The 14,951-nt window shown below is 63.3% G+C and carries 16 protein-coding genes; 5 read left to right on the forward strand and 11 right to left on the reverse strand.

Annotated elements, in window-relative coordinates; all coding sequences use genetic code 11:
- The first annotated feature begins 15 nt into the window (after positions 1 to 15).
- Positions 16 to 546, forward strand: a complete 531-nt coding sequence (locus AC1C2R_RS08070) for an HAD domain-containing protein (protein ID WP_495379600.1) — start codon at positions 16 to 18, stop codon at positions 544 to 546.
- Between the two features lie 159 nt (positions 547 to 705).
- Entirely contained in the window at positions 706 to 1,143 is a 438-nt protein-coding gene (locus AC1C2R_RS08075; protein ID WP_495379601.1) for a hypothetical protein, read from the forward strand.
- Positions 1,144 to 1,175: 32 nt separating this feature from the next.
- On the opposite strand, the gene AC1C2R_RS08080 is transcribed toward AC1C2R_RS08075, so the two are convergent.
- The 6 genes from AC1C2R_RS08080 to AC1C2R_RS08105 form a co-directional block, all read right to left on the reverse strand.
- Complete coding sequence (locus AC1C2R_RS08080; protein ID WP_495379602.1) at positions 1,176 to 1,670, reverse strand: hypothetical protein; 495 nt, start codon at positions 1,668 to 1,670, stop codon at positions 1,176 to 1,178.
- A 100-nt stretch (positions 1,671 to 1,770) separates the two neighbouring features.
- Positions 1,771 to 2,757, reverse strand: a complete 987-nt coding sequence (locus AC1C2R_RS08085; protein WP_495379603.1) for a hypothetical protein — start codon at positions 2,755 to 2,757, stop codon at positions 1,771 to 1,773.
- A 48-nt stretch (positions 2,758 to 2,805) separates the two neighbouring features.
- Positions 2,806 to 3,366, reverse strand: a complete 561-nt coding sequence (locus AC1C2R_RS08090; RefSeq protein ID WP_495379604.1) for a hypothetical protein — start codon at positions 3,364 to 3,366, stop codon at positions 2,806 to 2,808.
- 682 nt (positions 3,367 to 4,048) lie between these two features.
- Positions 4,049 to 4,582, reverse strand: coding sequence for a hypothetical protein (locus AC1C2R_RS08095; protein ID WP_495379605.1), 534 nt, complete (start codon positions 4,580 to 4,582; stop codon positions 4,049 to 4,051).
- Positions 4,579 to 5,598: a hypothetical protein gene (locus AC1C2R_RS08100; protein WP_495379606.1), complete on the reverse strand. Its 1,020-nt coding sequence runs from the start codon at positions 5,596 to 5,598 to the stop codon at positions 4,579 to 4,581. The genes AC1C2R_RS08095 and AC1C2R_RS08100 overlap by 4 nt, the downstream gene beginning before the upstream one ends.
- Positions 5,599 to 5,602: 4 nt before the next feature.
- Positions 5,603 to 6,277 (reverse strand): MarR family transcriptional regulator, encoded by a 675-nt coding sequence (locus AC1C2R_RS08105; RefSeq protein ID WP_495379607.1) that lies wholly within the window; start codon positions 6,275 to 6,277, stop codon positions 5,603 to 5,605.
- A gap of 927 nt (positions 6,278 to 7,204) precedes the next feature.
- Here AC1C2R_RS08105 and AC1C2R_RS08110 point away from each other — a divergent pair.
- From AC1C2R_RS08110 to istB, 3 genes are all read left to right on the forward strand, one after another.
- Entirely contained in the window at positions 7,205 to 8,107 is a 903-nt protein-coding gene (locus tag AC1C2R_RS08110; RefSeq protein WP_495379608.1) for a site-specific integrase, read from the forward strand.
- A 584-nt stretch (positions 8,108 to 8,691) separates the two neighbouring features.
- Positions 8,692 to 10,365, forward strand: a complete 1,674-nt coding sequence (istA, locus tag AC1C2R_RS08115; RefSeq protein WP_495354362.1) for an IS21 family transposase — start codon at positions 8,692 to 8,694, stop codon at positions 10,363 to 10,365.
- Entirely contained in the window at positions 10,362 to 11,174 is an 813-nt protein-coding gene (gene istB / locus AC1C2R_RS08120) for an IS21-like element helper ATPase IstB (protein WP_495354363.1), read from the forward strand. Before istA ends, istB begins: the two co-directional genes overlap by 4 nt.
- A gap of 127 nt (positions 11,175 to 11,301) precedes the next feature.
- Here istB and AC1C2R_RS08125 read toward each other — a convergent pair whose 3' ends face one another.
- From AC1C2R_RS08125 to AC1C2R_RS08145, 5 genes are all read right to left on the reverse strand, one after another.
- The gene (locus AC1C2R_RS08125; protein ID WP_495354364.1) at positions 11,302 to 12,291 is read right to left on the reverse strand and encodes a hypothetical protein; all 990 of its coding nucleotides are present in this window, start codon (positions 12,289 to 12,291) and stop codon (positions 11,302 to 11,304) included.
- Between the two features lie 74 nt (positions 12,292 to 12,365).
- The gene (locus AC1C2R_RS08130; protein ID WP_495354365.1) at positions 12,366 to 12,968 is read right to left on the reverse strand and encodes an ATP-binding cassette domain-containing protein; all 603 of its coding nucleotides are present in this window, start codon (positions 12,966 to 12,968) and stop codon (positions 12,366 to 12,368) included.
- The gene (locus tag AC1C2R_RS08135; protein ID WP_495354366.1) at positions 12,959 to 13,858 is read right to left on the reverse strand and encodes a peptidoglycan-binding domain-containing protein; all 900 of its coding nucleotides are present in this window, start codon (positions 13,856 to 13,858) and stop codon (positions 12,959 to 12,961) included. The genes AC1C2R_RS08130 and AC1C2R_RS08135 overlap by 10 nt, the downstream gene beginning before the upstream one ends.
- Positions 13,859 to 13,976: 118 nt before the next feature.
- A complete protein-coding gene (locus tag AC1C2R_RS08140; protein WP_495354367.1) occupies positions 13,977 to 14,531 on the reverse strand; it encodes a hypothetical protein in 555 nt (184 codons plus the stop codon).
- A 3-nt stretch (positions 14,532 to 14,534) separates the two neighbouring features.
- On the reverse strand, positions 14,535 to 14,846 hold the full coding sequence (locus AC1C2R_RS08145) for a hypothetical protein (protein ID WP_495354368.1): 312 nt from the start codon (positions 14,844 to 14,846) through the stop codon (positions 14,535 to 14,537).
- Positions 14,847 to 14,951: the final 105 nt, after the last annotated feature.

Below are 14,951 nucleotides of genomic sequence, written 5' to 3' on the forward strand. Positions count from 1 at the left end.
TCGTGACGAGGGCGGATGATGTTCACCCATGTTTTCCTCGACATCGACGGAGTTCTCAACAGCCCGGGCGCCGCTGACGTGTGGGGCGGCACACTCGAGAGAGCAACCGTCCCTGTGTTCCCGTACGTCGGGGCGAATGAGATAGAAGTCGAAGTTGAGTGGTCGCCGAACGCGGTCGACGCGGTCCGACGGATCGTGGAGATGCCGAACGTGGCTGCATCATGGTTCTCGACGTGGGGTGCCCAGGCGCACTCGGTCTTCGCCCCACTCGTCGGCCTCACCGAGATCCGATCCGCGGTTCTACCGCCGGACGGCCCTCTCGCGATGACGGGTGCCTGGAGATACTTGGAGTTGGCCGGAGAGATTTACCGAGGATCGCCTCCGTTGATCGTTGTAGACGATCGGCTCGAAGATTCGAAGCTCGCCGGCGTCCGAGCTCGAGCGCGCGAATACGGATCCCGATTCCACGTCTTGAAGCCAGACCCTGCGGTGGGCATCAGCCCGGACGGTCTGGAACGGGTGCGAGGGTGGATCGACAGAACCTGAACGTGCAATCTCTGATCCACCGTGCAACCGTGCAAGCGAGCGAGCGAGGGACGCCGGCGTCCACCACGGCACGCTGCGCGATTCGTGAGACAGAGATGCGGCACCCGCCACTTCGCACGGGTTAGTCTCGACCGCCCTCAGCAGGCCTCGCCGTTCCTGTTGTCGCTCAGCGATCCCAAGCATTTCACGCTCCTCCCGGGCATGGCGGCCGAGCTTGAGGGATTCGAGACTGCACGTCAGATCGAGCGCGGCCGGTTCATTCACCCAGGCGACCCATTTGGCACGATCATTTCGGCGGCGTGGCGAGTCGATCCTTTCCAGGCATCCATGGTGATGGCCGCATACATGCATGCTCTGCGTGAGGAGTGCGATCGCCTCGAGATCGAGCCGCCCTCATTCGCTGCCGTGCTCGCGTCGCTGCCCCTCGCAATCAACACGGCCCGCTATCCCGACATCGACCCGCAGAGGGTCATGGGTCATCTACGGCACGACATCCCCAAGATGTTCAGTGACCCGATCTATGCCGGCACCGCATCGGACGCGGCGGCCCACCCTGCCTTACGAATTACGTCTCAGGTCCCCGGCCGCATCCGATGACGATCGTGCCGACGCTTAGGAAGCGTCAGAAACTACCCGCGCTCGAAGCCGAAGGAGAGTTCGGCGCCTTCGAACTCGGCCAGCCTGAGCTGATCATGGAAGGGTTGGGGGATCACATTCCTTGGGTCGACAGTTGTCCCGTCATCCATCAGGATCGGGTAGCCCATGGCAACAGCACCCGAGTTGATCGACGCGAACGCAGCCTCCCGCGACAGAGGATAGATCGTCTTCAGTGCCGTCTCCCGCGGCACGATCCAGTAGAACGAATCTGGGAACCAGATCTGCGGCCGCTTCAGCAGCTTCAGAGCAAGCTTCTTGCTCCAGGCTGACCCTCCAGACAGAGCAACCTGGAAGAGCATTCCGCCAAGACCGAAGCTGACGTGAGCGACGTAGTCAGCGTCCGAATCCGTCGCGGTCGGTCCGTGATGAACGCCCGCCGCCCCCACGTAATACTGAGAGTAGCCCCAGTGCGCGAAGCATCCCTGCGGTGGCTGCATCGACTTAAAAGCGGTCTGGAATAGCGCCACTGGCGCTCGTCCCTCGGGCGAAATGTGAGTGCGGAGAAGAGCTCGAACCATTGCCCAGAATCCAAGTCGCTGCATCGCTTCGGGGCTGGTGTGCAGGCTGTCACCATCTCGACCTGCCGTGAGAAGCAACGGGAGAACTTCGTTCTCGAGGTCGTTCAGGCACCCCTGGTTGCATTCGCGGCAGACGGCGTTCAGTCGCATATGGGCGGAACTCCACGGGGTTCTTTAACGCCCGGAGCCGGGCACCGTCGGCCGTGGCGGCCTGCCGCGAGCCGGGTACGGCTCTCAGCAGGGTTTCGTGCCGCCCCATGCCGTTGTCAGTCAAGCAGTTCCCGTCCGGGTTGCCGCCGGGGCCGACCTGGCCGCCGCCGGTCGGTCCGCCACTGCCGTCGGTCGGTCCGCCGTCACCTCCGCCGGCGGGGAAGTCGGAGTCGTCCTCGTAGCTGTCTTCGGCGGCAGCCTGCTCGGCTGCGATCCGGGCAGCCTCGGCTGCAGCCACCTCAGCGGCGCGACGGACAGCTTCTGACTCAGCGGCGAGACGGGCGGCTTCGACCTCGGCTGCGATCCGGACGGTTTCATCGGTCTGGAACACGGTGAAATCATCGAGCAGCGCTTTTGTGGCGGTGTCAAGCTTCTTGGTATCGGCCCCGGTCTCTGCAGTGAGCGCGTCGATCACGTCTGCCGCGGCTCGATCGACGCACTCGGCGGGGATCATGGTCTTCGCGAGCTCAGTGCGAGCCTCGGTGACGTCGCCGGTGAGCTCGGCGCTGCTGGCCCGCCTGTCGGACTCAGGGCGGGATGCGTAGTCGGTGCTCGTTCCGGCGTCGCCCGGCAGGATGTTGCTCTTGACCGCCTCGAGCGCGGCGCCGGCCTTCTCGGTCGACAACTCCGCACTCTTCGCCGCGGTGTCCCCGTCTGCGAGAGCGACAGCACAGAGCTGTGCAGTCTCCTCAGCGTCGGCGCTGGCTGCGCTCACGAAGACGGAGGTGAGGCCGGCGGCAACCAAGAGGCCCGCCGCGATCGACGCAATCAGCGTCTTGCGTGACCAGAGAGTCTTCGTGGTCGGCGTTGGGATCTCGTCGGTCATGGTCGCCCTTCGGGTGGTAGGTCCGGATCGGTCGGATTGATGATGCTTCTATACGCCGAAGCCAGGGCAACTGGCCCAGAGGCCAGCCTGGCTGCCCTGAGCATCTTCCTGGGCGATGACGAGGCGGCCCTCGATGTTGGGGATGAAGGCGAATCCGGCCCGGATGATCGCCTCGTAGTACCCGTCGCTCGCGAAGTCTCCTTCGTGGACGAAGGCGTCCTCGGGGTTCCCGGCGAAGTACTGCGTCGCGAATGCGGACGTCTCGTCGAATCCGCATTCACCCTCGGCGGGGGTGACGAGTTCGGACTCCGCGCTGATCTGCGCGGTGATCTCTCCCGAGAGATCGTTCTGCTCCTGCTCGAACGTGTTGGGGCCGACGACGAAGGTTCTGGGGTCGATGACCTCGATGACGGTGACACCGATCTCGGACTTGGCCACCTTCTCGAAGGCTTCCTGTCCGCTGTCGGGTTCCGGCTGCTCGGTGGTCGAGCTCGACGCCGCTGGAACGTCAGGGGTGCCGTTCGTAGCAGGCCCGGCTGTGCAGCCGGCGAGCAGGACGGCGGTGATAGCTGCGACGGTTGCGACGCGAGCTGTCTGTGCGATGTTCATTCGATCTCCGGTGGTCGTGGATGTGCAGGGCGGGGTCGCCTAGGCAGGAGGTTCTCTCCCGCGTGCCATGCGCGGCACCGGCCGAAGGGGGAGAGGTGCTGGTGAAAGTGTCATGGCCGTTACCCTGTTACCCAGCCGATTCCGTCAACCCCAGTTGACAGCCCTTGTCAACTGGGGTTGCTTATTGTCTCGACGAGTGGTTCGGTGTCTCGACGAATCCTCAATACAGGTGGCAGTCGATTCGTGGTGTGGGCGTCTTGGGCAGCGCGCGCGCCGTGCCACCCGAACCCTCGGTGGGGCAGGTCGCAGCGATGGCTGATGGCGAGGTCAGCGAGTCGGAGTACCACGCGCCGTTCGACCGCTACTGAGAGTGCATGACCGCCGCTGGATACGCCGTACGCGGCGTCGACAAGTCCGGCACCATCATCACGTACCTCAACACGAACGCTGCTGTGGCCAAATGTCATCAGTTTGAGCGCTCGGATTCCGAGGAAGATGGCATCTTCCTACACACCCCGCGTCGCACCGAACGACGCCGCCTCGCCGGACGTCGCAGACGCGTAGCGCCCCAGATCCGTCGAAGTGGTGCCATTCTCGGAGCGCCAGGTTGACGCGGGCAGCCCACCGTCCGGCGTCGCGTAGGACTCCCACTGTGATGTACCGCACGCTGGACACAGCCGGGTCAGTCATGTCGTGGCCGCTTCGTCTGTGGTTTCGAGAGCCGGAGTATCAGCTTCTTCCGGCGGCGCTCGACGAACTTCGACTGGGTCCGTCCCAGCCACGCGCGCACTCGACCGCGCACCGTGTCGTCGTCGTATCCGTAATCCCAGTGCTCTGCTGCTTTCGACCAGGACGGTTGGACCATGCACATCGGACACACACGGCGAACCAGTTCTTCATGGTGACAGCGCGAGCAGCACTGGGCGTCAAGTGTGATCGACACGATCCTGGCCGAAAGACGCCACGTGTTCCCGTACAGGTAGCTGCCGTCACTCAGTTCCAGGTAGCCGCGGTTCCCAACCGTCCAGTTCTCGTCGAGCAGACGGATCGGGGCGGCAGCTGACGGAGCGCTTCCTGCCGGGAACCGTTGCCACGTGGGTCGCCAGGTCGACGTCACGAACCGGTGAACCGTCCCGGACAACGTCGTGACGAGATAGATGCCGTGGTTCAGTTTCGGCAACCGGTCGAACGAGCGTGCGTCGCCTGACCAATTCATACCGCCGCTCCCTCCTCCGGTTGGTTGTGGATTCCATCCGGAGACCAGAGGATCCGCGTAACGCGCGTGCTCGTGCGGATCGTGGCGACGTAGTCGGGTTGGTCGTCTCGGTCGCCGCGAAGGAAGACCATCACCGTAGGTTGGTCGAGGCGGACACGGCCGAGTTCGCAGGGGATGAGGAACTCGTCTCGGTACAGCGTGCGCTCGTCGCCGGTGGAATCTCTACTGCAGGATGGCGGACCATGCGGACACCAGACCCGGTGATCAGCAGTTCGTAGATGCTTCCCGAGGCTGTAGATACGAGCCACGTGCCGTGCCGTGCCGGATCGAGTTCCTTGTAGGGGATGGCGGCCGTCATTTTCGCCTCGCGGCACGACAAAGTGATGTCTTCTGACGCCGGCGCTCATCGTCGGAGTCCGTCGTCTCGTGGCGACCCGATTTCTGCCGTCGGCCGGGGTTGCCGCGCGGGTGATGGGTTGGCCGGCGATCTGAGTGCCTCGCTCGTAGATCTCGGTCTCCATGGGCGCGCCGTAGCTGAGCCCGTACCAGAACTCACTCTCCTTCCGGAGGCTCACCGTCATGTGCGGCCCGATGCGCGCTCGGACGGGTGCCTCGACGTCGCTGCGAATGACAACGAGCACGCGGTCCGCGAAGTTGTTCGGGGCGACGAGGAGGATGGTGCTGTTGCCGCCAAACGGCTCCCAGACGGCTGCGGCGCCCGCTCCGGGGTAGCAGTCGTCGATCACCAGTTTCATCTTGTGGATCGGGTCCTGCACGAGTTGGGCGACGTATTCGTACCGTGTGTGGTCCCGGTTCACCCGGAATCGTTGCTCGTCGGCCTTCCCTTCGGTTTGAACGAGGCCTGCCGATTCGAGAGGCTTGGTCTTCGTCCGGAGCCGGTCGATTAATATCGTCGCCCGCTTCGCGAGCTCGTGTGCTGGCAGGCCGTCGGGTGCGTCGATCAGCGCCCGGAGGATACGGGCGGCGGACGGTTTCAGCAGCGTCGGCTGCGACATGCGCTCACTCCGAACCGGCGGCCGGCGGGCGGCGGGCTTCATTGGCGTGCATTGTGCGGCGAGCCGCGAACGTCAACGTCGTCCGCAGCTGGCTTTGGAAAGCGTCGCGGGTGATCGGTTCGATGCCCACCAGCTGTGTGCCTTCAAGCCAGATCCGGTGGAGCGGTTGCCGTCGTCGACGGACCTCACTCAGGTACGTCGTCCATCGCAGTGCGTCGACGTTCGCGCTGTTTCCCAGTGTGCGCCGGATCGCGAGCTGGATGTCATCAGTCAAGGAGAGGCTGACGGCTTCGCTGGTGTCGTCGGGGAGCACGGCGACGACTTCGAGTTCGAGGGTGTCGTTGTCCCAGACGACGGCGACCGAGATGTCTTGGTCCTTGGGGAGTGCCGACTGGATGCTGATCGCGGCTCGTGGTCCACCGAGGAGGATCTCGGAGACGGTCTGAATGTACGGATGATCCCAGACGACTTGCACTGTCGGGCCGCCCGTTGTCTCGAAGACCGTGACCAGCCCCGACGCGCGCACACGTTCGATCAATTGGTGCACTCGCGCCTGTTTCAAGCCGGTCGTCGCGCACAACTGCGACACGGTGACCTGGGACGGTGCGGTGAGGAGTGCGGCGAGGAGGCGGGCGAACTTCGTGCCGAACAGCTCAGCGCCGGGCGTCTCGAGGTTCATGGCCGACCTCGAGGTTCGACGTCATCTTGCTGGGGTGGGTCGGCATCGCCGTTCGCAAGCTTCTCGAGGATGGAGCGGCCGCCAGGCGTCAAGTCCTGAGGGAACAACAGACGGATAGTTCCTCTGAGTCGTTCCGTCAGGTCGACGCAAGCCGCGACGAGTGGGCGTAGTTCTTCGATCGTGGCCTCGGCTGTCGCCGCATGCTGGTCGTATCGCTGGAGCACATGATTCACGCGATCGAGGCGATTCACCGGAGCCTCCCGAATCGAGGTGCTGTCTGGTTAAAGAAATAACCCTTTTGCCGCGTCTTGTCAAGGCGTTTTGGGGGGACGCGGGGCGTCGACTGACTTTGCTTAGCGCCGACGGACATTTGCTGCTCATGCGAAGTAGGCATCTGGCGCATCCGGGTGCATCGCTAATGCTGCTCCGTGGGGCTGACCGCATCCGCGGGCCTCTCCGGGGCGCTTGCATTTTGTTAGACCCGGCTCCGGGAATGGTGAAGGTCGCTTCGCGAGGGGCGGATTGCTGCACGGCTTTGGGCACCCCGCGCTGCTCCCGATCATGATCGTGAAGTTGATTCACCTCGAAGAACGAGATCAGGGGTCGGTAAAACCGAAGTCTTTGTCCTCCAGAGGAGGACGTTCGCGCCGGACGGTTGCTGGATGTTTTCCATGTCGCCGTCACCAATGTTCTCGATCGGAGGACGTTTTGAGCGTCCAAAAGAGCCAAAAAGCCCGAAACGCTCTTGAAGTTACCCGGGTTACCCAGGGTTACCAGCTCTGGGTAACCGCCAGACCCCAGTAAATACAAGGGCTCCCTCGACTTGACAGCCCGGCCCGGCGGCCCACACGACCAGCATCGTGACGTGGCGAACAGAAATTCCCAAGAATTCGCCCGAGACTCCGAATCCGCCGCACACACAAGGAGGTGACCTTTCAACCCCTCACGGATTGGGCCACCTCCTTGTCGATCACACTCCCCGCACCCGCGTCCGCAGCCACGGAATCGCCTTCGACGTTCGTCGCGGCATCCGTCGCTCAAGCACTCCGTCACGTCCCGTATCGGGAGGTGGATCTGCTGCGTGTGATGGAGAAGTTCGCGTTCTGGTGCGTGCAGAACGAACTTCTGCTCGAGAACGGAACCGTGTTCACCGACGCTGTGATCGCGGGCTTCGTGCGCGATGGGCTGGGCCGCCTCGCCGATGCTTCCCGCGCGAACGCGCGTGCACAGTTGCGAAGGATGGCTGAGGTTATCAACGGCCCTGCGCCACAGGCGGAGAAGCTGGCGCCGGCAGACCCGCAGCGCCCGTACCAAAAGGGTGAGATCAGCGGCCTTCGTGCGTGGGCGACGAGCCAGAAAGTGCACCATCGGCGCGACGCGCGGTTGATCCTCGCACTCGGGTTCGGTGCCGGGCTGTCCGCGGCGGAGATCGGCGACGTCCGCGAATCGGATGTCACAGCCGACGAAGACGGCGCTACGGTCGAGGTTCGGGCCGGCCGAATCCGCACCGTGCCCGTGCGCCGGGTATGGGCAGCGCACTTGCTGAAATCGGCGGCCTCGAGCAGCGACGAATACCTCATCAGGCCCGGGCGGGATGGCACGCCCAAGAACTTCATCAGCAACATCGTCGCCCGCGGGAAGCTCGAGCACTCCGGCCCCAACACCCAACGGATGCGCGCCACCTGGCTGCTGCACCACATGAACCAGGGCACCCCGCTGCTCTCACTGCTCGAAGCCTCCGGGCTCGACTCGCTCGAAGCACTCACTCGGTATGTGCGATTCCTTGATCCCGTCGACCGTGAGTTGAGCGAGCGGATGCTGCGGGGCTGACCTCGTCGTGCGAAGCCGTCAGCCGACGGCACGAACAACTGCCAACCTGCACCGCAGCGTTGTTATACATCGCCGATGTATAACAACGTGAAGCATCGAAGTTCATATCCTCGTGGCGGAGACGTATACATCCACCGATTTATAAAACTCGGCCACACTGCCCACGCGGTGTCCCTCGTCAGAGCTCCTGGGGGTGGTCTGAAAACTCGGAGCTGGGTGTCATCTCAGGACTCGCTCGGAGTCCCCGCCCAGACAATCCTCCGTCGGGGGCGAAATAATCCTCTGGCTGCCTGGTGAGCCGCCGTGAGCGGCCGCAACGCGCGGCCTCGACTGTGGGGCCCCCGGTTGGGGAATGTCATTTCGGCGCCACAGATCGACTGAGACGGGTATGGAAGCGCCCAACGCCACGTGCCACGCTGCGCCCGCTAACTGGATAATTGACTATGGCAGCGTAAGTCGGACCCACCGGGGCAATCTAGGCGGGACCCACTTGGTCGTTGCCGGGGTGCCTGCGGCAATCTAAGCCGGACCCACCTCCACCGTTATCGGAACTGTGATTTCCGATTGCTGAGGGTGGAGGACGGATGGAGTCTCGGGTGGATGTGTTTGCTCGGATCCGACGTGATGCGCGCGTTGAGGGGTTGGGGATTCGGGCGCTGGCCCGCCGGCACGCGGTCGGCCGGCAGACGGTTCGACAGGCGCTCGAGTCGCCTGAACCGCCGCCGAAGAAGACGCGGGTGCGGTCGGCACCACGGCTGGACAGGTTCAAGCCCCTCATCGACGAAATGCTCCGTCAGGACTTGGACGCACCGCGGAAGCAGAAGCACACCGCGACGCGCGTGTTCGACCGGCTGATTGCCGAGCACGGGGCGACGGAGCTTTCCTACTCGACGGTCCGGAACTATGTTCGGGCCAGGCGCCCGCAGATCGATGCGGCGGCAGGCAGACGGGCTGATGTGTTCGTCCCACAGGAGCACATGCCGGGTGCCGAGGCCGAGGTCGACTTCGGTGAGGTGTGGGTGGTTCTGGCCGGGGTGAAGACGAAGTGTCACATGTTCGTGTTCCGCCTCTCGCACTCGGGCAAGGCAGTCCACCGGGTATACTCGACGCAATCACAGGAGGCGTTCCTCGAGGGGCACATCGACTCGTTCGATGAGATCGGCGGAATCCCGACCCGGCACATCAAGTACGACAACCTCACCGCCGCCGTTCAATCGGTGCTCTACGGCCGCGGCCGGGACCGGATCGAGAACGAACGGTGGGTGCTGTTCCGCTCGCACTACGGGTTCGACTCGTTTTACTGCCAACCCGGGATCAAGGGTGCGCACGAGAAAGGCGGCGTCGAGGGTGAAGTCGGACGATTCCGCCGGAAACGACTCACGCCGATGCCGGTCGTGGGCTCGCTGGCCGAGCTCAACACGCGGATCCGGCAATGGGATGTGGAGGATGATGAACGCCGCATCGCGTCGCGGATCCGCACCGTCGGACAAGACTTCAGCGCTGAGCAAACGAAGCTGGCGCCGTTGCCGTTCGAGCGGTTCGACCCAGGGCTGACGTTGCACCCGAGGGTTGACCGGTCGGCGCTGATCACGGTGCGGATGGCGAAGTACTCAGTCCCCGCGCACCTGATCGGCCGCAACGTCCGAGTGTCGCTGCGGGCATCCGAGGTCGTTGTCTTCGACGGGCACGCCGAGATCGCCCGCCATGAACGCGTCGTCGCTCGCGGCGGCCACGCCGTGAATCTGGATCACTACCTCGAGGTGCTGCGGCACAAGCCCGGCGCGTTTCCCGGGTCCACGGCCCTTGCCCGTGCCCGCGAGTCGGGCGCGTTCACGGCCACGCACGATGCGTTCTGGCAAGCGGCCCGCAAGGTCGACGGCGACACCGCCGGCACCCGCGCCCTCATCGACGTGCTGCTCCTGCACCGGACCATGCACGCCGCCGACGTGATCGCGGGCATCCGTGCCGCTCTGACCGTCGGTGCTGTGTCCGCTGACGTGGTCGCGGTCGAAGCTCGCCTGCACGCGGCTGGGTCCGGCTTGGGCCGGCATCTCGTTGAACAGTCACCACCCGTCGAGCAGCGTGTTGTCAGTCTGACTCAACGCCGGCTTGCCGACCCCGCGGCGGTGATCGCCGGACTCCCGCCGGACACACGTCCGCTGCCGTCGGTCGCCGGCTACGACGAACTCCTACCGCGACGAGCACGACCCAACATCACTGGACCATCCGCCGATCGAGAAGGAAGCACCAGAACATGACCTCACGAGCTACTGCTGTCACCACTACCTTGCGCCGGCGGCGCGGGCTGACCGAGGAAGCTGCGTCCGCTGCCGTCGATCAAGCTTGCAGGCGGCTGCGGCTGCCGACCGTTCGTGCGGTGGTCGATGAAGCGCTCGAGACTGCCAATCGGGAGCAGCTGTCCTACCAGGGCTTCCTCGCTGAGTTACTCATGGCCGAATGTGACGACCGGGACCGGCGCTCCTCTATCCGTCGTGTCAGCGCGGCAGGCTTCCCTAGGAACAAGTGGCTCGGGGACTTCGATTTCGATGCGAACCAGAACATCAACGCTGCGACGATCCACCAACTCGCAGCTGGTGACTGGATTCGGAAGGGCGAGCCACTCTGCCTGATCGGTGACTCCGGCACAGGCAAGAGCCACCTTCTGATCGGGCTTGGCACTGCGGCCGCGGAGAAGGGATACCGAGTCAAGTACACGCTCGCGACGAAGCTGGTCAATGAGCTCGTCGAAGCCGCCGACGAGAGCCAGCTCGCCCGCACCATCGCGCGGTACGGACGCGTCGATCTTCTCTGCATTGACGAGCTCGGCTACATGGAGCTCGACCGTCGCGGCGCCGAACTACTGTTCCAGGTCCTCACCGAACGAGAGGAGAAGAACTCCGTCGCGATCGCATCAAACGAATCCTTCTCAGGTTGGACGAAGACGTTCACCGAACCGCGCCTATGTGCCGCAATCGTCGACCGGCTCACCTTCGGCGGCAGCATCATCGAGACCGGCACCGACTCCTACCGGCTCGCGCACACACGACGACTCACCGACGCCAGTTAACAAGCCCGACCTGTCGTATCAAGGCGAAGCCGATCTGCCGGCGGTTTGCGAAAGCAATCGGCCACGAGCAGCTGAGAAAGGCCTTTACCTGCATCAACAGTTCTTCCAATGCCAAATTGGTCCACTGCTAGCGGTCCTTGAAGTACCGAAAGAGGTTGCGGCGACGAATGAGCATGCCAGCAATGAGGCTGCCCAGGATCGCGCCGACGATCGTTGCCAACACGATCGGAATCGACGCCATCCTAATCACTTCCGCGTCCGATGGCGCTTGTTCAGCGGACGTTGCCAGTGCGACGGAGCCTGCCAAGAGGGCAACAGGCAGGGCGAGCCAAAGAGCCTCGACGGTGAGCATCAACAGAAGCGAAGCGCGTCTTACGCCCGAGTGCAAAGCCGACGCCAGTTCCACTCGTCGGCTGTAGACGACGCTGAGGAGCAGGAGCGCCGCGCCGATAAGTCCGACCAGGGGTCCGTAGCGAGTCAGCCGGCCCGCGAAAGCCTCCGGACCATTGAATGTTCGGCCCAGCGATGAGTTGAGCTGGGTCAGCTGTACTTCGGTCTCACGGGGCGCGTTCACAGAGACGACTGGTGCGGTGAATGAACTGGGGTCGGAAAGCGATGGCCAGATATCAACCCAGCATTCGTCAAAGGGACCGCTCGCCGTGACGGGCACTATGACTGCGTACTCTAGATCGCTGCGTCGACCGTCCGGCGGCCAGTCGTAGATGGCTGCCACGCGGGCTTCGCCAGTCGTTGTAGAAACTGAGTCACCGGGTGACAGCGCCAATTCGTCCGCTACCGCACGTGAGAGCACAAGCCCGTCGTTGGCTGGCCTGGCGTGGATCAGCCTGAGCAGGCCAGGAGAACCTTCAAAGCTGAGGATGCTGTTCGAGGGGAGTGCGTCGAACCGGATGCGCTGCTCGCTTTCTCGGAGGGCTCCGGCTTCGGCCACTGCTCTCGTACGTGGCATTCCATCGCAGGCGCGGGCGTCGATCTCCGCGGCCGCGTTGACGATATAGACCGATGCACCAGTCGTCCGAAAATTCTCGGCTTCGTCAACGAGCTGACCAATTGCACGAGTTTCTAAGACGACCAATCCAATGGTGATGAGAGAGAGCACGCACAAGACCGCGAAAGAGCGTAAGGGGCTCGCGAATGCATTTCGCCACGCCTCGGAGAATATTGAAGACGCTCTCATCCGAGACCGCCAAGCTCAATGCGACGGGAGCACTCATCGCGGACTCGCGGATCGTGCGTGGCAATCATTACAATATGGCCGGCTTCTGCGAGACCGTCCAAGATTGAAATAACTGCCTCGGCGCTGATGGCGTCCAACTGCGCCGTGGGCTCGTCCATAAGGATCAGATCAGGGTCGCAGGCGATCGCTCGTGCCATCATCAAGCGTTGTGCCTCGCCTCCGGATAGTTGTCCGAATGTGTGATCGCTGACGGCCTCAAGGCGCACACGCGACAGCAGTTCACGCGCACGCGTTTCAGCGTCCCGACGGCGTGCACCCTTCGCGAGCAAAGGAAGCACCACGTGGTCAACTGCCGTGCGACCAGGGACACCGTGCGGATTCTGGAAGACCCACTGGGTCGTGTTGATCCCGAGCGCCTCCAACGTCCCCGCGCGCGGATCGGCGAACCCACCGAGAATGCTCAATAGTGTGCTCTTTCCGCTCCCAGATGGCCCCGTGATCGCGACTAGGTCACCACCCTGAGCTTTGAAACTCAGCCCACTAAAGAGAGGGCGGTCGACGTCGAACCAGTGAGAGAGCCCACGCGCCGTCAGTTGCACGTCATCCTCGACGAGGAATCTACGATCGCTACGTTCGGGGGTAATGTATCGGCCAACGTACGAATGAGCACCCGACCCAATGTTGACGCCACAACCTCGACCGCGTACTTCCGGTCACCGTCAGACACGCATGAAGCGTCGGTGCCTGCGCCAATCAGGGCGCTAGCCGGGACTGCGCTGACCGCGATGGGGGCGGCAAGCTCGAATGCGGCCGTTAGTTTCACGTCTCCACCGCTTGAGACAACTGCCTCATATTCAGGTGTGGCGAGGATTCGGGCAATAGCGTCTGGAGCCGTCACCGTGGTACTGCCACTCGGAACAGAGACTTCAACATCGCCGACTCTCAAGACCCGCTCACCATCAATGGTGATCGCGTTGGCCCCTTTGATAGCAAAGCCACTGACGGTACCGCCGAGCTGAGCAACCGGAGCCCCCGGTGACACAGCCACACCAAGCTGCGATGGGCAGGCGTCGACCGTGACCGAACTCGTCGGTAGCCAGATGACATCAGCCAAAGGCAGAGTGCCTTCTGACTCGAGTCCATTCGCGATGCGAAGTGCACGCATTTGGGTCGAAGTGCTGGTGCCGAAATATTGGTCAACATCGACCGGGTAGCCGAGCCTGGTCAGCTCATTCTCAAGCGCCTGCACATCGGCGCCTTCATCTCCCGGCTGGAGGTCGCGCCACAGCGGAATACTGGTATGCAAGAGCATCACCGGCACTCCGTCTATGGCTATCGGTGCGGTGCCAGAGTTCCAAGACGCTCCAGGTGCGCAATCGACGGCAGTCAGAACGCCCGAGCGGTAGGGGGCAAGGCCACGACTGGGGGTCTGCTCGGCGACGAGCTCCACACTGATCGGGTCGCCATAATCAGAGGATTCGACCGGCACGATTACGGGCCCCGTGTGCGCTTCCAGCGTCGAGGGCGACGCGGCGGGGACAGCAACCACACCTATGCCGATACCGCAGGAAAGGGCTACGAGGCCGACAAGGATCGCGGTCCCGGCCTTATCCGTGCGGGTTGGTGAGGCACTCGAAGGCTTCGGGCTGGTCTGGGCGGAATTCTGGCGACTCACTGAGCTCTTTCTCGAGATCGTCTACATCGTAGTCGTCTTCCACAATGCCGTTCCGAATGAGGCAATCGACTGCGGGCGCTAGTGGATCGCCATTTGACGGATTCTGCAGCATGTTCACGTAGAGCGGCTCAATGAGGTTCTTGGTACCGAACAAGCATGTCTCCTCTGCCGATGAGACACTGGTGCCGTTCCCCGCTGGATACGAAATCGCGTACTGGTAGCTCCCCGAGGCCTGAAGCTCTGCCGACGCCTGTAAGCCGGATTCATTGAGGCAATCGACATAGCGCTGCGCGGCTTCGTCGTACTCCTGCCGAGATATCTTGCCGTCAGCAAGGACATCACGCTCGAAATCTGATGTCGCCTCTTCGCGCGCCTGTTGGATTTCCGCAGAGTACGGAGCGTCCGACTTTTCAGTGGCTTGAGCCGCGCAACCTGTGACGCTCAGAATGAACGCCACAGGCAGCACGAGCTGAATTGCTCTGGGCATGCTCTAGAACGATACCCAGCTACTACCGTCGCGGCGGAAGTCGTGGCCTGAATCCGAGCCGTTCGAGTTCGTGACGGACGACGACGAGGCCTGCGCGCCGGTGTAGTGCGTGGGCGCAGAAGAGATGTAGCGCCAGATGCCTGCCTGGACCCAGGCACATTGACCGCCACGATCGAAGACGTACGTCGATGTCGACGTCTTCGACGGAGTCGGCAAGCATCCGGCTTGTTGCCCTGCCTGTGCCGGTGCCGCGAGCCCCAACGTGGCCGCGAGAATCAACGCCCCGGTGAAACCAATGGAAAGTGCCTTGCGCATACAACCCCCCAAAATTATGCCTAGCGGCGTCGCTAGGCACTGAAAGGCTGACCAGTCCCGGCACGTTTGGCAAGTCCTCTCAAGAGCCGACTCGAACCAGCTCGG

It is taken from the genome of Agromyces sp. Y182 (genome assembly GCF_059445385.1).